Origin of the sequence: Paenibacillus faecalis (assembly GCF_900289175.1) — a bacterium.
GTDB classification, from domain to species: domain Bacteria; phylum Bacillota; class Bacilli; order Paenibacillales; family Paenibacillaceae; genus Paenibacillus_AQ; species Paenibacillus_AQ faecalis.
Window position 1 is genome coordinate 975,103 of sequence record NZ_LT985747.1, and the last position, 19,837, is coordinate 994,939.

At 45.1% G+C, this 19,837-nt stretch carries 20 protein-coding genes; 6 read left to right on the top strand and 14 right to left on the bottom strand.

The window, feature by feature from the left end; translation table 11 throughout:
- Window positions 1-187: 187 nt before the first annotated feature.
- From C8268_RS04780 to ilvB, 7 genes are all read right to left on the bottom strand, one after another.
- Window positions 188-1,273, bottom strand: a complete 1,086-nt coding sequence (locus C8268_RS04780) for an ATP-binding protein (protein WP_199794920.1) — start codon at window positions 1,271-1,273, stop codon at window positions 188-190.
- A 395-nt stretch (window positions 1,274-1,668) separates the two neighbouring features.
- Complete coding sequence (locus C8268_RS04785) at window positions 1,669-2,076, bottom strand: hypothetical protein (protein WP_106766623.1); 408 nt, start codon at window positions 2,074-2,076, stop codon at window positions 1,669-1,671.
- A gap of 343 nt (window positions 2,077-2,419) precedes the next feature.
- Entirely contained in the window at window positions 2,420-3,499 is a 1,080-nt protein-coding gene (gene leuB, locus C8268_RS04790) for a 3-isopropylmalate dehydrogenase (protein ID WP_106766624.1), read from the bottom strand.
- A gap of 223 nt (window positions 3,500-3,722) precedes the next feature.
- Window positions 3,723-5,261 carry a 2-isopropylmalate synthase gene (locus C8268_RS04795; protein ID WP_106766625.1) on the bottom strand — a complete coding sequence of 513 codons (1,539 nt, stop codon included), beginning with the start codon at window positions 5,259-5,261 and terminating at the stop codon, window positions 3,723-3,725.
- A gap of 104 nt (window positions 5,262-5,365) precedes the next feature.
- A complete protein-coding gene (gene ilvC / locus C8268_RS04800) occupies window positions 5,366-6,358 on the bottom strand; it encodes a ketol-acid reductoisomerase (protein WP_106766626.1) in 993 nt (330 codons plus the stop codon).
- Window positions 6,359-6,504: 146 nt separating this feature from the next.
- Complete coding sequence (ilvN, locus tag C8268_RS04805; RefSeq protein WP_106769838.1) at window positions 6,505-6,990, bottom strand: acetolactate synthase small subunit; 486 nt, start codon at window positions 6,988-6,990, stop codon at window positions 6,505-6,507.
- Window positions 6,991-6,994: 4 nt separating this feature from the next.
- Window positions 6,995-8,740, bottom strand: a complete 1,746-nt coding sequence (ilvB, locus tag C8268_RS04810) for a biosynthetic-type acetolactate synthase large subunit (protein ID WP_106766627.1) — start codon at window positions 8,738-8,740, stop codon at window positions 6,995-6,997.
- 606 nt (window positions 8,741-9,346) lie between these two features.
- On the opposite strand from ilvB, the gene C8268_RS04815 reads away from it, so the two are divergent.
- On the top strand, window positions 9,347-9,790 hold the full coding sequence (locus C8268_RS04815) for a GNAT family N-acetyltransferase (RefSeq protein ID WP_106766628.1): 444 nt from the start codon (window positions 9,347-9,349) through the stop codon (window positions 9,788-9,790).
- Window positions 9,791-9,796: 6 nt separating this feature from the next.
- Here C8268_RS04815 and C8268_RS04820 read toward each other — a convergent pair whose 3' ends face one another.
- Entirely contained in the window at window positions 9,797-10,111 is a 315-nt protein-coding gene (locus tag C8268_RS04820) for a hypothetical protein (protein ID WP_106766629.1), read from the bottom strand.
- 559 nt (window positions 10,112-10,670) lie between these two features.
- Between C8268_RS04820 and C8268_RS04825 the strand changes: the two genes are divergently transcribed.
- Complete coding sequence (locus C8268_RS04825; protein ID WP_158702676.1) at window positions 10,671-10,997, top strand: helix-turn-helix domain-containing protein; 327 nt, start codon at window positions 10,671-10,673, stop codon at window positions 10,995-10,997.
- 38 nt (window positions 10,998-11,035) lie between these two features.
- Window positions 11,036-11,932, top strand: a complete 897-nt coding sequence (locus C8268_RS04830) for an IS3 family transposase (RefSeq protein ID WP_158702677.1) — start codon at window positions 11,036-11,038, stop codon at window positions 11,930-11,932.
- Window positions 11,933-12,285: 353 nt separating this feature from the next.
- Here C8268_RS04830 and rplT read toward each other — a convergent pair whose 3' ends face one another.
- The 4 genes from rplT to C8268_RS04850 all read right to left on the bottom strand — a co-directional run bounded on the left by rplT (window position 12,286) and on the right by C8268_RS04850 (window position 14,924).
- Window positions 12,286-12,645 (bottom strand): 50S ribosomal protein L20, encoded by a 360-nt coding sequence (rplT, locus tag C8268_RS04835; protein ID WP_106766632.1) that lies wholly within the window; start codon window positions 12,643-12,645, stop codon window positions 12,286-12,288.
- A 30-nt stretch (window positions 12,646-12,675) separates the two neighbouring features.
- A complete protein-coding gene (gene rpmI, locus C8268_RS04840) occupies window positions 12,676-12,876 on the bottom strand; it encodes a 50S ribosomal protein L35 (RefSeq protein ID WP_106766633.1) in 201 nt (66 codons plus the stop codon).
- Between the two features lie 27 nt (window positions 12,877-12,903).
- Window positions 12,904-13,398 (bottom strand): translation initiation factor IF-3, encoded by a 495-nt coding sequence (gene infC, locus C8268_RS04845; RefSeq protein ID WP_106766634.1) that lies wholly within the window; start codon window positions 13,396-13,398, stop codon window positions 12,904-12,906.
- A 287-nt stretch (window positions 13,399-13,685) separates the two neighbouring features.
- Window positions 13,686-14,924, bottom strand: a complete 1,239-nt coding sequence (locus tag C8268_RS04850; protein ID WP_106766635.1) for a glycosyltransferase family 2 protein — start codon at window positions 14,922-14,924, stop codon at window positions 13,686-13,688.
- Window positions 14,925-15,703: 779 nt separating this feature from the next.
- Between C8268_RS04850 and C8268_RS04855 the strand changes: the two genes are divergently transcribed.
- Window positions 15,704-16,831 (top strand): MGDG synthase family glycosyltransferase, encoded by a 1,128-nt coding sequence (locus tag C8268_RS04855; protein WP_106766636.1) that lies wholly within the window; start codon window positions 15,704-15,706, stop codon window positions 16,829-16,831.
- Window positions 16,832-16,896: 65 nt separating this feature from the next.
- Here C8268_RS04855 and trmB read toward each other — a convergent pair whose 3' ends face one another.
- Together trmB and C8268_RS04865 are read right to left on the bottom strand one after the other, a co-directional pair.
- Entirely contained in the window at window positions 16,897-17,610 is a 714-nt protein-coding gene (gene trmB, locus C8268_RS04860; RefSeq protein ID WP_106766637.1) for a tRNA (guanosine(46)-N7)-methyltransferase TrmB, read from the bottom strand.
- A gap of 191 nt (window positions 17,611-17,801) precedes the next feature.
- Window positions 17,802-17,984 carry a hypothetical protein gene (locus C8268_RS04865; protein ID WP_106766638.1) on the bottom strand — a complete coding sequence of 61 codons (183 nt, stop codon included), beginning with the start codon at window positions 17,982-17,984 and terminating at the stop codon, window positions 17,802-17,804.
- Between the two features lie 255 nt (window positions 17,985-18,239).
- Here C8268_RS04865 and mnmL point away from each other — a divergent pair, with 255 nt between their 5' ends.
- Both mnmL and mnmM read left to right on the top strand, forming a co-directional pair.
- Entirely contained in the window at window positions 18,240-19,193 is a 954-nt protein-coding gene (gene mnmL, locus C8268_RS04870; RefSeq protein ID WP_106766639.1) for a tRNA modification radical SAM protein MnmL/YtqA, read from the top strand.
- Window positions 19,193-19,783 carry a tRNA 5-(aminomethyl)-2-thiouridylate-methyltransferase MnmM gene (gene mnmM / locus C8268_RS04875; RefSeq protein ID WP_106766640.1) on the top strand — a complete coding sequence of 197 codons (591 nt, stop codon included), beginning with the start codon at window positions 19,193-19,195 and terminating at the stop codon, window positions 19,781-19,783. The genes mnmL and mnmM overlap by 1 nt, the downstream gene beginning before the upstream one ends.
- Window positions 19,784-19,837 lie beyond the last annotated feature (54 nt).

The window sequence follows — 19,837 nt, forward strand, 5'->3', positions numbered from 1 at the left end:
TTCCAAGTTTTTCTCTTCATCATACTTGAACGGCTAGCGAAAAGTAAAGAAAAAAGTCCGCTGAAGCGGACTTTCACTTTGTGGCATTCATCTGTATAAAATATATATTCTCTATCGCTTTATATTATTAAAAAAGGAATAGTCTGTTCCTAAGAACAAGACGACCCCTGTTGTGTTCGTTATTAAATCAGCTTGTCCTTTCAACTTTAGGGAGCGTTAATATAAATTCTGTCCCCGTTCCGATATCACTTTTTACAGCAATCGAACCACCGTGATTTTTAATAATACGGTAACTGACAGATAGGCCTAACCCTGTTCCACCCTCTTTTGTAGTGAAAAACGGATTGAACAGATGGTTCAATGTATTCTGATCCATTCCGCCACCGTTATCGGTAATAACTATACTAATCTGCTTATCGTTGTGTTGCATACCGATTCGAATCATGCCCTTGCCATGCTCTTCCAGTTCATTCTCAATGGCATCCAGTGCATTTTTAATAAGGTTCAAAATAACCTGCTTTATCTGCTTTACATCAACCGATACGTATGTAGATTCACTCTCGTCCAGATGCAAAAAAATCTGGGAGCCTTTCATCAAAGCCTCACTTTCAGTTAACAGAACAACTTCCTTCAGTAAGGAAGCGACCGAAATGATCCTGGTTTGCGGGGCTGAGGGCTTCGAGGAGTTCAGAAATTCATATATAATGTCGTTAGCCCGATCGATCTCCGCCAAAATAATACGAGCATATTCATCTTTTCCCAAGCTAATCAAGTGCGGTCGAAGCAGCTGGATAAAGCCTCGAATGGATGTCAGCGGGTTGCGGATTTCATGGGCGATGGATGCTGAAATTTTGCCCAGCATAGCCAGTTTATCATTCTGATAGGCCGTTTGCTCGATTTGTTTGAAGTCGGATACATCCTTAACGCTGATCAGAAAATCTCCTTCCATCTGATCACCATATGTCATCGTAATCAACCATGACTTTCCATATTCATCCAACAACTCATGAAATCTTTTACGGTGAAAGATCGTTTCGCGAAATAGCCTTAATATTTTCTTCCTCTTGAATCTTGTGATCTGGGGATGACGCAAAAGCTCCATAAGTGTGCAGCCCGTCAATGATTTTCGGGACACCCCCAGCAACTTGGCCATCTGTACATTCACAAAGGCCAGAACTCCATCGCTATCAAAAAGAATGATTCCACTGTCAAGGTTTTCCAAAATATTCTCATACTTTGTTCTTACAAGCCGATTAGGATGAAATGAATTCATCTCCTCCAACTCTGTTCCTCGGATTTCACTTAACAAGATGGTCCCCCCTTTTCTCAAAAGACGAATCGCCAAAACACAAGCTTCATACAGACCAAGACATGCAATCTCTATGGAAAATAAGGTTGTCTGTCGCCTGTTTCTAGACGTTTTCTTCATGATAGTCATGCTTGAAGAGAATCGTCAACCAGAGATACTGTCGAATAAAATCAGATCTCAAGGAAAAAGTTTTAATGTATACTTATTTCCTCACATTCGTGCTTGGCATAACATCTTGGTGAGATAGGCGTTACTTGTTATCAGCAACGATGCTGTCTGGTACTCCCGAAGCTTTATGCGGCGAAAATTGGATCTATCTCATCATGAAAAGCCCTCTGGAATGAGGGCTAACATGTGGGTTAAGCTTTTTGCTGAAGCCGAATTCGACGCTGACTCATAGCGGCAAGCCTTCTCTTTAACTCCCCTTGCCACTTTTCATCCTGCATCCACTTTGCGACGACCAACAAGTCAAGTGACATATCAATTTGACTTTGAACGATCTCAAGATCATCCTCGGATTCCCGATTGACTACGTTTTCAAAAATGGAATCTTCATCCTCCATCACATAGTCCTGAAAATCAACATGGTCTGCACCGTCTCCATGTGCATATTCAGCCAAAATCTCATATTCATTCTCCACTTTATAATGGACTTCTATTCGATTACATACCGGACAAAACAACAGGGGAACATTATGCACCTGAGTTCGATAATGCTTCAATGTACCTTTTGTTCCCAACATACTAGCCCCGCAGCAAAAACTCATTTCGTTCACCTTCCCCTGCTTTCGATATTGTTTGAATTGTTTAAATAGTTTATTCTCTTTTATCCTCTCTAATTCCTTTAAATTGATCATCATCTTAAAAAATTAGGTCATTTGACCCCGGATGCAAGTAAAAAGGCCTACATATATATATATTATATCAACCATTATTGCACAAACGTAAACGAATTCCTCGACCTTAACTTACTATAGATAACAATTTTTTGAATCACGTGAAAGTTCCTGGCGCACAGTGGAATATTGTGCAAAAATCTGTAGTTTTAAAAAAGACCTTGTTGCCTATCCGTTCATAGGCAATAAGGTCTTCGTCCTGTTTTGAATTCAATTATTTACGAATAGCTGCCGCGATCAAATCTCCCATTTGAGCTGTGCTTAACGCCTTGCTCTTATCAGCAGCGATGTCTGACGTGCGATGTCCTGCATCCAGCACCTCTGCTACAGCACGCTCAATTGCAACTGCTCCTTCTTCATATCCAAACGTCAAACGATACATCAGGGCAACAGACAAGATCGTAGCGATCGGATTGGCCAAGCCCTGTCCTGCAATATCAGGAGCTGAGCCGTGAACCGGCTCATATAATCCATACGCACCTGCACCCAGTGAAGCTGATGCCAGCATACCGATAGAACCAGTAAGCATGGCTGCTTCATCACTTAATATATCGCCGAACATATTTTCCGTAACAATAACATCAAAGCTGGACGGACGTCGAAGCAGCTGCATTGCACAATTGTCTACAAGCACATGCTCCAGCTCTACATCGGGATATTCAGGAGCGATGCGATTTACGGTTTCGCGCCACAGCCGAGAGGTCTCAAGTACATTAGCCTTGTCAACTGACGCAAGCTTTTTACGCCGTTTTTGTGCGATTTCAAACGCTTGCCGCACAATGCGCTCTACTTCCTCCGTGCTGTATGTGCAAGTATCTACCGCTTCTTCCCCGCTTGCACTTTCGCGTCTGAATTTCTCACCGAAATATATGCCACCCGTTAGCTCCCGCACCACCATAAGATCCGTACCTTTCAGAACTTCCGGTTTCAGTGTAGATGCATCCTTCAGGCAATCGAAAACAACAGCTGGCCGCAGGTTTGAGAACAGACCCAATTCTTTACGAATACCGAGCAATCCAGTCTCTGGGCGCAGCTCTTTCGGATTATTATCCCACTTTGGCCCCCCGACCGCACCAAGCAATACTGCATCGGCGCTTTTGCACATGCTGAGCGTCTCCTCAGGCAGAGGTGTCCCTTTCTGATCGATAGCTATGCCGCCGAAAAGACCATGCTCCGTCGTAAAAGAATAGCCGAATACTTCTTCCGTTCGCTTCATAATCTTCTCTGCTTCGGCTACAACTTCTGGTCCAATTCCATCCCCCGCGATTACAGCAATTTTTTTCGTTTGCGTCATGGCAAGTCACTCCTTAGTTATGATGTACGTTCGCCCGAGTTATCCTTAGTTACTGTTGTAACATACTTTGCGGGGCTTTGACCAAGATATAGAATCTATCAACTTTATAGGTTTTTCCTATAAAGGACTTTTGCCGATGCAGGCTTTCACAAAAAAACTTCCGGACTCAAAAGCCGGAAGCCTGTTGATTTATTAAATTGAACAAAAGAAGTAACTCCCAGCGTTACAAGGTGACGCGGTCACGCTTTCCAAATGATTTACGCTTCTCAATCAGTCGGTTCACCGCATCAACATAAGCGCGGGCACTCGCTTCCAGTATGTCTGTACTGAGCCCGCGGCCTTGAGCGGCAATATCATTTTGGGACAGTACGATATGTACCTCACCGAGTGCATCCTTACCGCGGGATACGGATTTGATTGAATAATCCGATAGCGTAACCTCTTCGCCGGTCGCTTTATCAATCGCATTATAAATAGCGTCAACAGAACCGTTACCTTCGGCCTCTTCTTCAATGGTTCCGTTCTCTGTTTCAATCGTAACTCGAGCTGTAGGTATTGAAGCATTGCCATAAGCGACAAACATCGTCTCCAGTTTAAATACTTCGGGCGTATCGGTCAGCTTCTCTTCGAGCAGCGCGAGGAGATCTTCATCGGATATCTCCTTTTTCTTATCAGCCAGTAATTTAAACTTGGCAAAGGCCTCGTTCAATGGCTCTTCACTTAGCTCATAACCCATATCAAGCAGCTTTTCACGGAATGCATGACGGCCGGAATGTTTTCCGAGCACCAGTTTGCTTTCTTTTAAACCGATCGTTTCCGGTGTCATGATTTCATAGGTTGTTTTTTCTTTCAGCATTCCGTCCTGATGGATACCAGATTCATGGGCAAACGCATTCGCACCAACAATCGCTTTATTTCCAGGCACAACCATGCCCGTTAGTCTGCTGACAAGTCGGCTGGTACGAGCGATTTCTGTCAAATTCAGCCCTGTTTTAGCCTGAAAGAAATCCTGGCGTGTCTCAAGAGCCATCGCGACTTCTTCAATTGCCGTATTGCCTGCACGCTCCCCGATCCCGTTGATCGTCCCCTCAATTTGATCCGCACCGTTTTGAATAGCTGCCAGCGTATTGGCTGTCGCCATGCCAAGGTCGTTATGACAATGAGCGCTCAGCTGCACCTTCTCAATACCCGGAACCGTTTCTTTCAAATACTTAAAGATAGCTCCGTATTCCGCTGGATTCAAATAACCGACCGTATCGGGAATATTGATCACATTAGCGCCTTCACGAACAGCCATGCTTACCATTTCAGCCATAAAGTCACGTTCGGTACGTCCCGCATCCTCTAGCGAAAACTCTACCTTGGAGAAATATTTTTTAGCATAACGTATAGCAGCTTGTGCCGTCTCCAATACTTGTTCTTTCTCCATCCGCAGTTTGAATTTGCGGTGAATCGGGGATGTAGCGAGAAATACGTGAATACATGGCTCCTGTGCCCCCTGAAGTGCTTCACGAACAGCATCGATATCCTGCTCCCGCGAACGGGATAAACCGATTACCGTCATATTTTTAACAGCACGCGCCACAGCGTTTACAGCGGCCAGATCCCCGGGCGAAGCCGCAGGAAAACCCGCTTCCATACGATCGACTCCCAGTTTTTCAAGCTGGTAAGCGATCTCTACTTTCTCGCGGGTATTCAAGTTGACACCAGGTGATTGCTCTCCATCCCGCAGCGTTGTATCAAAGACATAAATTTTTCGCATGCTGGCACCTCCTTTGTAGTTTAGAGCTATACATACACCTCCGGCGGCAGGAATGTAAAGATCCCTAACCGCCGGCAGATTGTTCATTTAGTACTTTATAAGCCTTATTTCCTAATCCAATGCATCATTTCACGCAGCTCAGCCCCAACCACTTCGATCGGATGCTCTGCTTCATTACGACGCGTTGCTGTCAAGAACGGACGCCCCGATTGATTTTCCAAAATAAAGTCGCGAGCGAACTTACCCTGTTGAATGTCGGACAATACTTCTTTCATTGCTTTCTTCGTTTCTTCAGTTACAATGCGAGATCCTGTTACATAATCACCATATTCCGCAGTGTTGCTGATGGAATCGCGCATGGAAGCAAGGCCACCCTCATAAATCATGTCAACGATCAGCTTCATTTCATGCAAACATTCGAAGTACGCCATTTCAGGGGCATAACCTGCTTCCGTCAATGTTTCGAAACCAGCTTTGATCAGAGCGGAAACACCGCCGCACAATACAGCCTGTTCACCGAACAGATCGGTTTCCGTTTCTTCACGGAATGAAGTTTCGATAACCCCTGCACGGGTACAGCCAATCCCTTTCGCATAAGCAAGACCGATTTCCTTCGCTTTCCCTGTCGCATCTTTCTCCACAGCGATCAGCCCCGGAACGCCAAATCCTTCAACATAAGTACGGCGTACCATGTGACCTGGGGATTTAGGCGCAACAAGCAGCACATCGTTTTCCTTCGGAGCTACGATTTGGCCGAAGTGTACGTTAAACCCGTGGGAAAACATAAGGGCCGCACCTTTTTTGAGATTTGGTTCGATTTCATTTTTATATACAGCAGCTTGTGTTTCGTCCGGCATCAAAATTTGAACGACATCTGCACGACTTACAGCTTCGCCTACCGGCAGCACTTCAAATCCGTCATTTTTCGCTTTCTTGAACGACTTACCTTCACGTAGGCCGATAACAACTTTGATTCCGCTGTCGCGCAGGTTTTGCGCTTGAGCATGACCTTGGCTTCCGTATCCGATTACTGCAATCGTCTTGTCCTTAAGTACGTTTAAATCTGCATCTTGTTCATAGTAAGTAGTTACTGGCATTTTATTAGTCCTCCTTTGATTTAAAGCCCCTTCATGAATGAGCGGGTATTTCAACCGACCCGATTATCTCCGATCTTCTGAAACACCCGCTCATCTTCTCGGGTGCCCCTCCTGCCTGACAGTAAGTATAAAATAATCCAAAGTGATTACGCGTTACCCCTAACCATTGCAGTAGCTCCGGTCCGGGTAAGTTCACAGATTCCGTATGGCTGTAACAATTCGATCATTGCATCGATCTTCCCTGTATCGCCTACCACTTGCACCATCATGTTTACCGCGCCTATGTCAACAACCGATGCACGGAATGTTTCAACAACGCCGAGTATTTCCGGCCGAACTGCCGGTTCGGCCTTCACTTTTATAAGCGCCAGTTCCCTGGCAACCATCGGTTTGGAACTCAGATTAATCACTTTAATGACATCGATCAATTTGTACAGCTGCTTCTCAATCTGCTCCAATGTCGTATCACTGCCTGTCGTAACGATGACCATCCGGGACAAACCTGCTTCTTCCGATTGACCTACCGTTATGCTCTCAATGTTGAACCCTCTTCTGCCGAACAGTCCGGCGACCCGCTGGAGAACGCCGGGCTGATCATTTACAAGTACGGCTATGGTATGTTTCATGCTCATCATCTTACGCATCCCCCATCAGCATTTGATCGATTGTTGAGCCTTGGGTTACCATCGGATACACATTCTCGTCTTTATCTACGACGAACTCGATCAGTACTGGCCCCGGCGTCTCCAACGCTTCCGCCCATGCGCTTTGCGCCTCTTCCTTCGTTGTAGCTCGAAGACCTTTTACTCCGTATGCTTCAGCGAGCTTGACGAAATCCGGACTTCCCGACAGGTCGATGTGGCTGTATCGGTTGTCGTATATCAGTTCCTGCCACTGACGAACCATGCCAAGCACCTGATTGTTGATCACGACAATTTTTACCGGAATGTTGTTGATGGCACAGATCGCAAGCTCCTGAGAACACATCTGCATACCGCCGTCGCCATTGATTGAGATAACCAGGCGATCCGGATGCGCCATCTGAGCACCGATCGCGGAAGGGAAACCAAAGCCCATCGTACCAAGACCGCCGGATGTAATCCATGAGCGCGGCCGGTTAAATTTGTAGTACTGCGCTGCCCACATTTGATGTTGGCCCACATCCGTTGTAACGATCGCTTCACCATTTGTCGTATCATTTAGCATTTCGATAACCCATTGCGGCTTCAAAACCTTATCGGAATCCGCATACTTGAACGGATATTCTGCTTTCCACTTGCGGATCTGTTCTCTCCACGCTTGGGCTTTCACTGCTGTAGGTACAACCGGATTAATCATCTTCAATACCGTCTTAACATCGCCAACAATAGGTATATCCGTTGGAACATTCTTGCCGATTTCAGCAGGATCGATGTCGATATGGACAACTTTTGCATTCGGTGCAAAGCCGTCAAGCTTGCCGGTTACCCGGTCATCAAATCTGGCGCCAATGTTGATCAATAGATCACATTGTTGAATAGCATGATTGGAAGTGTACGTACCGTGCATCCCCGGCATTCCTGTCCACAGCTCGTTTCCGCTCGGGAAAGCACCCAGCCCAAGCAGCGTCGTTGTAATCGGAACTTGAGTCCGATTCACAAACTCATAAATCTCTTCATGTGCCCCGGAGTAAATAACCCCACCACCAGCGATAATCATTGGACGCTCCGCTTCCTCAATGGCCCGGCATAGTTTATCCAGTTGAAAGCGATTGGGAATTGTTCGGGGATTATACCCTCTAAGGTTCAGCTCTACATTGGGTTGGAACAATGTCTTGGCCGCCGAAACGTCTTTCGGAATGTCGATCAGTACAGGTCCCTGGCGTCCAGTGGATGCGATATGAAAGGCTTCATGGATGATCCGAGGCAAGTCCTCCACATCCCGGACCAAGTAGCTGTGCTTCGTAATCGGCATCGTGATGCCGGTAATGTCAGCTTCCTGGAAAGCATCTGTTCCGATCAGGCTTGTTGCCACGTTACCCGTTATAACAACCATCGGGACCGAGTCCATATAAGCTGTGGCAATGCCAGTCACAAGGTTCGTTGCTCCCGGGCCAGACGTTGCAATGCAGACACCAACTTTACCGGTTGCACGGGCATATCCGTCAGCCGCATGAATAGCTCCCTGTTCATGGCGAGTTAATACATGCTTGAAATCCTCAAATCCATACATGGCGTCATAAATATACAATACGGCTCCTCCCGGATATCCGAAGACACATTCAACACCTTCCAAAAGAAGACTTCGAAGCAAAATTTCCGATCCGGTAATCACATCAGGTTTCATCCATTTCTCTCGTAATTGTTCTGTAGATCGCACTTCTGGAGTTTTTTGCGCGCTCATCAGTCATCCTCCTCTCAAATATTGGATAGATACACTTTCTTAGATTAAAAAAAACCTTTCGCCCCTCACATTCGGATTTTACTCCGCGTGAGGGACGAAAGGTTTAGCTTCCGTGGTACCACCCATGTTTGCTTTACATTTTCCAATGCAAAGCCTCAAGCAGATATAAAGCAGCCGCCAGTTTACCCACAGCTTTCATATCTGCAGTTCGTAACGAGAACCAAACGATTTCCCCTAATAGACACTGCTATGTTAATGCGCTGAAGCGAAAGGCTAAGTGTTTTTCAGGAAAACAGCTCCGAGGTGAGCTCGTATAAAAGGGATTTTGGTGGAGGTTGCAGCAATTCCATCCACTCTCTGAGCAAAAGAGCCCTTTAAACTTCGTCCTCATCATTGCCGATTGAACTATGTCGTTAAAATGTTTAGAAACATTATATGATTCATTGATTCGAGAAGTCAACACCTTTATTTCACTTCTTGCATAAAATTGTTATTCTTTACCTGATAATTCTTCTTCCAATCATTCCCCTAAACACCCATGTATCCCTTGCTACATATGATAAATCGAGATCTGTCTAACGGCGCGAAGGGAGGCAGGATTTTTTTATGATTCGCTATCGCAAACCCGGAAGGGATGATGCGGCTATTCTGCAATTAATCGAATCGCAATTGGTCCCTTTATCCCATTTAAGTCATAATCAATTGGACGCCATCCGTAAAGATATCCCGGCAAGATTAAGCCGTGGAATCACTTTGGTTGCTTCGCCGAATCGGAAGCGGAGCGTCATCGCTTTTATCCATTTCATGCCTCATGATGAGTGGTTGTATATTGATATGCTGGCCGTCGCACCCGCCATCCAAAGAAAGCATCTGGGCACTTCCTTGATGAAGCATGCCGAAAAAATCGCATTGTCACGCGGGTGCAAACGAGCCAAAGTCATGGTCGACATCGGAAACCAAAAAGGCCTCTCTTTTTACCAAAAGCTCGGCTACCGCATCGTCCGCATAGTCACTCCTAACCAATGCTATGAAATGGAAAAGACGTTGTGATGTGGTTTACCAGAAAAATCCTGGCCCGAATCTGCCGAATGGGCCGAAGCCAAATCCTGCTCCCGGAAATCCAAATCCTGCACCAGGGAATCCAAATCCACCGAAACCAAATGGAGATGTCCCAATTGCCAGAAGATCAAACAACGCAAGCGGTGCCAAAGCTTTTGTTTTTACCTTTTTCCCTTTTACTTCTTGCATAATAAGACGGTTTCCGGAAATTCGAACCAACTTACCCGTCACAACACTTCCGTCCTTCTTGTACGCCACAATGTTCTTGCCCACATATTGCTTGGCAACATTTTTACTGACAGGCTTATGCATAAGATCCCTCCTTCGGTTTATACCGTTCAGTTTATTCCCGGAATAATCTTATTGCTTGTTTTAATGCCCTGCGTCAGCAATATAGGCATGAAAATGGGGTTTTACAGTGCTTTACCAACCCACAGGCTTGCTCAAAATTACAGCTTTGAACAAACCGTAAACGGCTTTGCCGTCTTTGCCATCTTTGGCGGGCACAGCTTACGTTTCGCGTAAGAATCTAAGATTAAAAGATAGTGACAAACTATACTTTCTTAGATTTTTCAAAAAAACTTCTATCGAAGTCTTTCGAGGATGAGCGGCCGCGGTTAAAGGTTGTTGTTATCACCAAAGGCGCAGCACTGACCTAAGTCGCCTGTCACGCTTAACTGCAAAAGTATATTCAAAAATGAGGGTGTTTCAATTTTTAGAGCAATCAACTGTAAAAATACAGTTAAAATTCAAACTTTTCGCCAAAAAGCTTGTTTAGGGCGAAATCAAATGTATTTTCTCCACGGCCCCATAATTAAATTGGAGTCCACCCCAACAATATATTATTGTATTTCTAGGGGGGATGAACAGGATGAGACGGTCAAGCAAGTTGTACGAGGAAGTGCGTCTCGAGGTGGTGCGCGAAGCCATGTCCGGGATCAAAGTGGGGGTACTCGCCCGAAAGTACAACCTCCACCCGGAAACAATTCGTACCTGGATTCGAACGTATCGGGATCAAGTAGATATTCACGAACTGCCACCGGCGGATCATCAGTTGCAAGAACTGAAGCGGCTTCAGGTCGTGGAAGAGAAGTACGAAAAAGCGATGAAGATGCTTGGCGAAAAGGAACTTGAAATTGAAATTCTGCGTGAATTGCTAAAAAAGAAGAACCCTGCTTATCCGAAAAATTCGAAATAGCCGACCACTTTATTAAGCAGGGAAATGCAGCAGTCCTTGTGCTGGGCATCTTAGGCCTGGCAGAATCCACTTACTATGAACGCCTCAAACGCTCGAAGCAGCCCGCAGAGACTGCTGGTACCATCAGAAGAGGACGTCCTTGTCCCGGGTACTCCCTTACGCTGCAAGGTCACAAGGTAAGTGACGAGCAGATCAAGGAGTGGCTGCTGGAGCTTGTGGAAGGCGAAGAGCACATCTACGGCTACAAGTTGCTGGCTCAGTGTTTGCGCAATGAGCATGACTTGATACTCGGTAAGTCAAAAGCATATCGTCTCTGCAAGGAGTTAGGCATCCTTCAGCAGCAGCGAAAGCCAACGTCCAAGCACCCGAGGAGACTGGCTCGAAACCGACTCGTCACCGGTCCGAATCAGCTGTGGCAAGCGGACATTAAGTATGGATATGTTGCCGGCCGCGACCGCTTCTTCTTCGTTTTCAGCGTGATCGATGTGTTCGACCGCGTCATTGTCGCCTACTACAGAGGCGCCGTTTGCGAGGCCAAGCATGTGTGTCAGGCTTTAGGACGGGCGATAGAGAGTCGATGGCGACCGGGGAAGGAGATGCCCGCGATCCGCACCGACAACGGTCCTCAGTTTGTGAGTGTGCTGTTCGGCGATACTTGTGAAAGCTGGGGAATGCTCCATGAGCGTATCCCGCCGAAGACACCAAACATGAATGCCTACATCGAGTCGTTCCATAGTTTGATGGAGCGCGACCTATTGACCAAGGAAACATTTGAGACCATGGATGATGCGTATGCCGCCGTTGATCGTTACATGGATTTTTACAACAACCGTAGAATGCATGGCAGTTTGAAACGCAAGGCGCCCATTGTATTCAGCAGTTGGGTGATGCAACAGAAGGAAGAAGATCGGGCCAAGTTCCATCGAACGTTGTAAGAATTTGAAAAAATGAGTGTTCATACGACAAACATTATTTTTACGGTGTAGACTCCGGAATTAGGGGGCCTAGCCGTTTTTGCACTTAACCTACTCAAAAGAGAAAATATGGCTGATTTAAATGTATTTTTGCAGGTAAACTTCCCGAAAAGGGACTTGACCAAATATGGCTCGTTCCCCATGAATTTATACTTTCTGCCGCATCGCGGCATAATCTCCACTATGTTAAAACAAAAAATGGCGATACAGAAATTATAATTCTGTACCGCCATTGTTTCATTGCATGATTTTGTTCAAAACAAATTATGTCTCCAGCGAAACAATCACTTTTGAGACAGTTCTCGTCTTATATCTTAAGCATTCACTTTTTCTTTTGCTACATTAGCCAAAGAATTGAATGCATTCAGGTCGTTTACAGCCAGATCAGCCAGCATTTTACGGTTGATATCCACGCCAGCCAGCTTCAAACCGTGCATCATTTTGCTGTAAGACAAGCCGTTTAGGCGCGCAGCAGCATTGATACGTACGATCCACAGCTTGCGGAAATTACGTTTCGTTTGACGACGATCGCGGTATGCATAAACCAGGGATTTCATAACCTGTTCATTTGCTGTTCTGAAAATACGGTGTTTGGAACCGAAATAACCTTTTGCAAGTTTCAATACTTTTTTATGTCTACGGCGAGCAACAAATCCGCCCTTAACTCGTGCCATATTAAAAGACCTCCCAATAATTGTTGATTACTATTTCAAGTTAGACAAACCTTGCTTCAAACGTTTAACATCTCCAGGTGCCATAACCGGGCTAGTTCCGAGAACGCGCTTCGCACGCTTGGATTTGTGGGAAAGCAAGTGGTTTTTGTAAGCTTTGTAACGTTTAACTTTACCGGTACCGGTAATTTTAAAGCGGCCCTTCAGGCTGCTATGTGTTTTCATTTTAGGCATAATGCTACTTCCTCCTCAAAATGTCTCTTAGGCTTTAGGAGCCAAAATCATAATCATGCTGCGGCCTTCCAGTTTAGGCTGGCGCTCCACAATGCACAGATCGGCAACTTCTTCTTTTACACGTTCCAAGATCTTCTGGCCAATTTTGGCATGTGTAATTTCACGGCCACGGAAACGCACAGAGCATTTCACTTTGTCGCCGTCTTTAAGAAATTTTACGACATTGCGAAGCTTGGTTTGGTAATCATGCTCCTCAATGTTAGCTCGGAACCATACTTCCTTAATATCAACGATCTTCTGATTCTTGCGGGCTTCCTTCTCTTTCTTCTGTTGTTCGTAACGGAATTTACCGTAATCCATAATGCGACATACAGGCGGCTTCGCCTGAGGAGCCACGTTCACCAGATCCAGATTGAGATCGTACGCCATTTGCAATGCTTCACGAATCGGTTTGATACCGATTTGTTCACCTTCTGCACCAACCAAACGTACTTCCTTCGCCCGAATTTCCTCATTGATCATATGTTCCTTACTGATAGTCCTCCACCTCCGATTATAATCATTGCGACCTGTCTTGAAATAAAAAATAAAGGGATACCGTTTCAATCACCGGCATCCCTATTTGACACACATCTCAATAAATGAAGTTAATTCATCCGTAGATTTCGTATCAAACCAGCCAACTTCAGTCGGACAGGTGAGAAGCGGTGCGCTTCTGCTTAACGATTAGTATTCTGTTCATCACTAGAGTAGTGTAACACGTCACTCATTATGTGTCAACAAAATTAGCTTTGAAATTTCCCGAGACCCTAGCCTTGCTTGCTCTGTACTTCTTCCAGACGCACGACACGTGTATGCTCTGTATGGCTCCACACCTTGTTGTTTTGCGTGAAGAAAGCATAGACCGTGATCGGGTACCAAGACAGCAGATATACCGGGAAAAGCACAAGATAAGCATACACTTTCTTGAACGTTACCTTCTCCAAAATCATAGCCATCATAAAAGTAAAGACATTCGCCGCAATTGCAGCAAAGCTCAGCCAAAATGGCAAGTATCCGAACAAGTTGGCGATATTCGGACCGTTAAAGAATGAGTTATCGATCCATATCACAGCCGTCAGAACAAACGTTAGCAAAACAATGTATACGTTGATTCCATACAGCGCCAGATCGAGTTTTACGATACTGCGATCTTTAATAGCACGCCAAATGAGCGGGAAAAAGTAACGACGCGCGACCGTAAAGTGTCCCTGCATCCAGCGCAGACGCTGTCTAGCCGAAGCTTTAAACGTGAGCGGCTTCTCATCAAAAACCTTGGCGTCATAGTTAAACTTAGGATATACACCGCGCATGACACTGCGCATTGTAAACTCCAAATCCTCAACGAGACTGGTTGCTCCCCAGCCCATTTCCTTCAGCAGATTCGTCTCAAAACACATGCCGGTTCCGCCCAAGAAGTTCGCCATATTCAAATTATGACGTGACATTTGCCATAGACGGTTAATGTACCAATACGATACACCGTAAGAAGCGGTAATCCAGGAATCCTCGGGGTTCTTGGTATCAATATATCCCTGAATAACCTTGGCTCCAGAGCAAAGATCATTGTTCATTTCAATCAGAAAATCCGGATGTGCCAGGTTATCAGCATCGAACATAACAACCGCGTCGAACTGACGGGGCATTGCCCACAGTTCTTTTAGCATCCATTCAATCGCATAGCCTTTGCCGCGAAGGTTTTGATTCGTGCGGATACAGGCGTTCATTCCATGCTCCCGAACAATATCAGCTGTCCGGTCTGTACAGTTATCACAAATAACGAACACTTCGTATAGATCTTTAGGATAGTTAAGCTGCTTCAGGTTTTCCATCAATGCCCCAACAACCTGTTCTTCGTTGTGGGCCGCTACGATTACAGCGAAAGACTTTGTAGGTTCGAACTGCTTCTTCTTCTTTTTCTTGATCAGTCCGAATAATGAGAATGTAAACTGATATACACCTATCGCGACCAAAAATACCTGGAGCGCGACAAAGATGACGTCTAACATAATTCTCTGTAACCCCCTTTTATAACCCGAGAATAGTGATGTTTTTTCTCTCTTTTATTTTTTTCTTTTTTTTACATCATGACCCTTTGTTACTGTACTTTGTTACATACTTTGTACTGTCTGCTGTCTAATGAATCGCGACTCTGGTGTCACAGAGTCAATTCGCACGTCTAAAGTCGATTTTCCACACTTTAAGTTCATTTGTCAAAAGTGTGATTAGCTCGTATTTTCAAATGATGATCGAAAAAGAGCTTTGCATGCTCCCACCAAACCAGCAAGCTTCGATTCAAACGGCATTAGGACTTATTTTCAGCTGTTTTAGTGCTTTTTATTTCTCTACCTGCCTTTTTTTTAAAAAAAACTTTGTCCACTAAATCTTAGACGCAATGAAACAGTAAAAAGTTTTGGTTAGGGGTCCAGTTTATTTTAAACTTTTTCCCCTCGTCTGAATCATTGTAGCGAGAACTTTTATTCAAGTCAAAAGACCTCAGACCCTTATTTCCGTCAAAATCCTTAATCTTTCTCAAAGCCAACCGAAACGGTTAAAACCGTTTTGACCGCTCACTGCACAGAAAAAAAGGATAACGGGACAAAAGTCCTCCCTCTCAGAAAAGCGCATCGTTTGGCACATTTTGGATGGTATTGGCGATTTTTGTTTCTGTAAATTAGTTAAATAATACAGCCTAACTTCTGAAAACCCTGCTCCGGTCGGTTGCAATCTCCTCTCAAAGCCGATATGTTATGGGTATTGAAAATCGCTGCAGGAACGGGTGAAAAAAGTGGCTAAGAAAAGAGTATTGCTGTTATCTGAGGGCTTCGGCGCCGGCCATACACAGGCCGCTTACGCGCTCTCCAGCAGTTTGCGTCAATTATCTCCGAACATACAGACCAAGGTCATGGAGCTCGGCAGTTTTCTGAATCCTAAAATGGCTCCGTTGATTATTTCGGCCTATCGCAAAACCCTTACGTCCCGGCCGCGTCTGTTCGGTTATGTATATCGGCATAAAAAGTCCTTTAGCCGTTTCACAGCCTTGGCACTGCACCGGATTTTTTATACAAGTGTTAAAGATGTTGTAAAACAGCTGCGACCTGACATCATCGTATGTACCCATTTCATTCCAAACGCTGTTATTTCCCGTTTAAAACGCTTGGGAACAAACATCCCTTTATGTACGGTTATAACAGATTACGATGCTCATGATACATGGATCAGCCCTGAGGTCGACCGCTATTTCGTCTCCACCCCGGAAGTTGAGCGCAAGCTGTTGAATCGAGGTGTTTCCCAGTCGAAAATCCAGGTTACCGGTATTCCGATTCATCCGGACTTCTGGAAGCACCCAAGCAAGGATGAAATCCGAAAGAAATTTAATCTCGCCAAGATGCCCACCGTTCTCGTTATGGGAGGCGGCTGGGGCCTTATGAATGATAAAGTCGTACATGAATACCTGACCCGATGGCGTGAAGAAATCCAGGTTATCTTTTGCTTCGGGAACAATGATAGAGCCCGAATGGAAATGGAAGAGAACCCGCGCTTTCGTCATCCGAACATCCGGATATTCGGCTTCACTCGTGAAGTCGATAAATTGATGGAAGTTTCCGATTTGCTTATAACCAAACCAGGCGGCATGACCTGTACAGAAGGTCTGGCAAAAGGAATCCCGATGCTGTTTCACCATCCGCTGCCAGGACAAGAAGAAGAGAATTTTCATTATTTCGTGGCCCAGGGCTTGGGAGAACCTATTTCATCCCTGGAGGTGCTTGGTAAATGGATGAATATGCTCCTTAATGAATATGATGAAATCCTTTTGCAGCGTTCGCGCAATTTAGAAGATATACAGCGTTACCATCCTCTGCAAAGCGCGATGAGCATCATTGAAATGCTGGAAAATGAAAAGGCGCACTCCTGATTAGGAGGCGCCTTCGTTCATTTATTAACCATTAAAAAACGATGTGTTTGCCTAAAACGAATTTATTACTTGCTGTACTTCTCTAGCCGTTCTTTTTTGTACTCCGACAGTGCTTCTTGTCCGACAATCACTTCACAACGATGAATATTTATGCCTTGATTGACAAACTTCGTTTCATATTCCGTCATGACAAACTCTTCATTCAATCCGTCCCGATGAAGATCCAACGAGATATTGGTCATTTGAAGCCCGAAATCTGAAAAAGCATTTAGAGAAAATTCAAACAAGGTGACAGAATCGGTCTTGAAATGAATCTGTCCGCGCTCATTCAGGATAGCGCTGTATTTCTCCAGAAATCGTGGATGTGTCAACCTACGGCGAGCGTGCCTGTTTTTGGGCCAAGGATCACTAAAATTCAAATAGATTCGCTCAATCTCCCCGGATTCGAACACATCTTCCACATTTTCAATATTCATGAGAGCAAGCTTTAAATTGGGCGGTGTCGTTACTCCGTCAGCAGCCCAGGCGTTTCTCCCCTTCTCACTTGCCCGCCGGATCAACTCATCGTACATATCGACCCCGATAAAATTCACGTCCTGGTTTCTATAGCTCATCTGGCTAATAAACTGCCCTTTGCCCATACCGAATTCCACATGAATCGGCTTGTCATTTCCAAACAGGGAAGCCCATTTTCCTTTATATTGTCCCGGTTCCAGAATAACCAAGTCACTCTGTTGCTCGAGGCTTTCCCGGATCCCTTTTCTTCCACGTAGACGCATGATATACCTCCGAAACTTATGCTTATAATTAATTATAATTAACTTATACTGATGTATTGTGACGAAGTTACCTTCAAAAGTAAAGAGTGAATAGAAAAAGGAACATTTTCTTCTGCATAAAAAACAAAAGAAAGTGTTCCTTTTTCGGTATATTTGGAATTGGGGTTCCACGGGAGTCAAACTGTGGATGTCTACCTTTCTTCAACTGCAAAGTCAAATGTCTTCTCAAAGGCAGCCCGAATCTTGCGCTGCGCTGAAGCCTTTATTTCCTGATTGAAATTAAATTCCACTCCTGTCAGGGCCAAAGCTTCATCCGGGGTAAATTCCACAGCAATACGTTCCTTAGCATATGTCTTCCTTGGTGTTGAATTCATTCTAATCACCTCACAGTAAAGTATATACAATCCATCAGATGAGTATGAATTCCACGCAAGCATTGTTAATAAACTGTTGTTTGTCATAATGAAACAATTACTTATATAAATATAGCAATTTCATGTATAACGATCAAGAGACGTTGATGCAGAAGTTTACTGAACATGACGGCATCCCCTTGTTTTTGTTACAATATATAAAGAATTTAATTCTTGCTATGAGAAACATCCCATTTCATTACAGAAGGAGTACACATGAAGACATCTGTTGAATCCGCGCCACTGATGTGGGGTGATAAACGATTCCATACATGGAACTACGAAATGCGCAGCCAGTTTCAAGATAAAGTATTCAAAGTGATGCTGGATGCCGGCTTTACTTGTCCGAACCGGGACGGTACCATCGCCGCAGGAGGCTGTACCTTCTGCAGTTCAAGAGGATCGGGAGATTTTGCAGGACGCAGACGTGATGACTTGGTGACCCAATTCAATACAATTCGGGACAAGCAGCATCAGAAATGGCCAAATGCGAAGTATATTGGTTATTTTCAAGCTTATACTAATACGTATGCTCCTGTAGAAGTACTTCGAGAATATTATGAAGTGATTTTGCAGCAGCCCGGTGTCGTCGGTCTATCGATTGCCACACGGCCGGACTGCCTTCCTGACGATGTTATTGAATATTTGGCCGAACTGAATGAGCGGACGTATTTATGGATTGAAATGGGGCTGCAAACGATCCATCATTCGACTTCAGAGCTCATCAATCGTGCTCATGATACCGAATGCTATCTACAGGCTGTGGAAAAACTCCGCAAACATAATATTCGGGTATGCACCCATATTATTTACGGTCTTCCTCAAGAAAGCCATGAAATGATGCTAGAAACCGGCCGTGCTGTATCCAGAATGGACGTTCAGGGCATTAAAATCCATCTGCTTCATCTTATGCGAAAAACCCCGATGGTGAAGCAGTATGAAGCAGGACTTTTACGTTTTCTGGAGAAGGATGAATATATTAAACTGATTGTAGATACGCTTGAATTTTTGCCGCCAGAAATGGTCGTCCACCGCTTAACAGGAGACGCTCCTCGCGACCTGTTGATCGGACCGATGTGGAGCTTGAAAAAGTGGGAAGTGCTGAACGGCATTGATGCCGAGTTAAAACGGCGTGATACATGGCAGGGTAAATTATGGAGGGAGTCCTGATGGGCTTCCTCTCCGTTTTGAGCTTTGCTCACAAGCTGGCAGCCCAGCGGCTTCAGCCCGGAGGTATCGCCATCGATGCCACAGCTGGAACCGGTGCAGACACTCTGTTTCTCGCCAAGACCGCCGGCCCTCGCGGCCGTGTTTTCGCTTTTGATATTCAGAAAGAAGCTTTGGCCCTGACCAGACAAAGATTGGAAAAGGAACCTGATGAGACACTGGCCCCAATATCTTTGCACCTGGGAAGCCATTCCCTGATGAAGAGCACCATTCCTGCCGAATATCACGGTAAAATATCTGTTATTATGTTCAACCTTGGATATTTGCCGACCGAACAATCCGATAAACAGGTTATAACTCAGACCGAAAGCACGCTGACAGCCCTAGAAGCAGCTCTGGATTTACTTCTGCCCGGCGGTGTTATAACTGTGGTTCTTTATCCTGGACATGAAGGCGGTAGCCAAGAAGCCGCTGCAGTGGAAGCATGGGCATCGGCTCTGCCCCCTCGCGCTGCACAGGCTATAATGTATCGTGGTATTCAGCGTTCAGATGCGCCATATCTCATTGCACTGGAACGAAAGAAACGGTTATGATAGAAACCTAGCAGTACGCTTTATAAGGTTCTATCCGACACCCCAAGCGTGAAT

Excerpts from the sequence above, each read along its gene's own strand:
- C8268_RS04780 (WP_199794920.1), bottom strand. The coding sequence starts at position 1,273 with ATGAATTCATTTCATCCTAATCGGCTTGTAAGAACAAAGTATGAGAAT.
- C8268_RS04785 (WP_106766623.1), bottom strand. The coding sequence starts at position 2,076 with ATGAGTTTTTGCTGCGGGGCTAGTATGTTGGGAACAAAAGGTACATTG.
- leuB (WP_106766624.1), bottom strand. The coding sequence starts at position 3,499 with ATGACGCAAACGAAAAAAATTGCTGTAATCGCGGGGGATGGAATTGGA.
- C8268_RS04795 (WP_106766625.1), bottom strand. The coding sequence starts at position 5,261 with ATGCGAAAAATTTATGTCTTTGATACAACGCTGCGGGATGGAGAGCAA.
- ilvC (WP_106766626.1), bottom strand. The coding sequence starts at position 6,358 with ATGCCAGTAACTACTTACTATGAACAAGATGCAGATTTAAACGTACTT.
- ilvN (WP_106769838.1), bottom strand. The coding sequence starts at position 6,990 with ATGAGCATGAAACATACCATAGCCGTACTTGTAAATGATCAGCCCGGC.
- ilvB (WP_106766627.1), bottom strand. The coding sequence starts at position 8,740 with ATGAGCGCGCAAAAAACTCCAGAAGTGCGATCTACAGAACAATTACGA.
- C8268_RS04815 (WP_106766628.1), top strand. The coding sequence starts at position 9,347 with ATGATTCGCTATCGCAAACCCGGAAGGGATGATGCGGCTATTCTGCAA.
- C8268_RS04820 (WP_106766629.1), bottom strand. The coding sequence starts at position 10,111 with ATGCATAAGCCTGTCAGTAAAAATGTTGCCAAGCAATATGTGGGCAAG.
- C8268_RS04825 (WP_158702676.1), top strand. The coding sequence starts at position 10,671 with ATGAGACGGTCAAGCAAGTTGTACGAGGAAGTGCGTCTCGAGGTGGTG.
- rplT (WP_106766632.1), bottom strand. The coding sequence starts at position 12,645 with ATGGCACGAGTTAAGGGCGGATTTGTTGCTCGCCGTAGACATAAAAAA.
- rpmI (WP_106766633.1), bottom strand. The coding sequence starts at position 12,876 with ATGCCTAAAATGAAAACACATAGCAGCCTGAAGGGCCGCTTTAAAATT.
- infC (WP_106766634.1), bottom strand. The coding sequence starts at position 13,398 with ATGATCAATGAGGAAATTCGGGCGAAGGAAGTACGTTTGGTTGGTGCA.
- C8268_RS04850 (WP_106766635.1), bottom strand. The coding sequence starts at position 14,924 with ATGTTAGACGTCATCTTTGTCGCGCTCCAGGTATTTTTGGTCGCGATA.
- trmB (WP_106766637.1), bottom strand. The coding sequence starts at position 17,610 with ATGCGTCTACGTGGAAGAAAAGGGATCCGGGAAAGCCTCGAGCAACAG.
- C8268_RS04865 (WP_106766638.1), bottom strand. The coding sequence starts at position 17,984 with ATGAATTCAACACCAAGGAAGACATATGCTAAGGAACGTATTGCTGTG.
- mnmL (WP_106766639.1), top strand. The coding sequence starts at position 18,240 with ATGAAGACATCTGTTGAATCCGCGCCACTGATGTGGGGTGATAAACGA.
- mnmM (WP_106766640.1), top strand. The coding sequence starts at position 19,193 with ATGGGCTTCCTCTCCGTTTTGAGCTTTGCTCACAAGCTGGCAGCCCAG.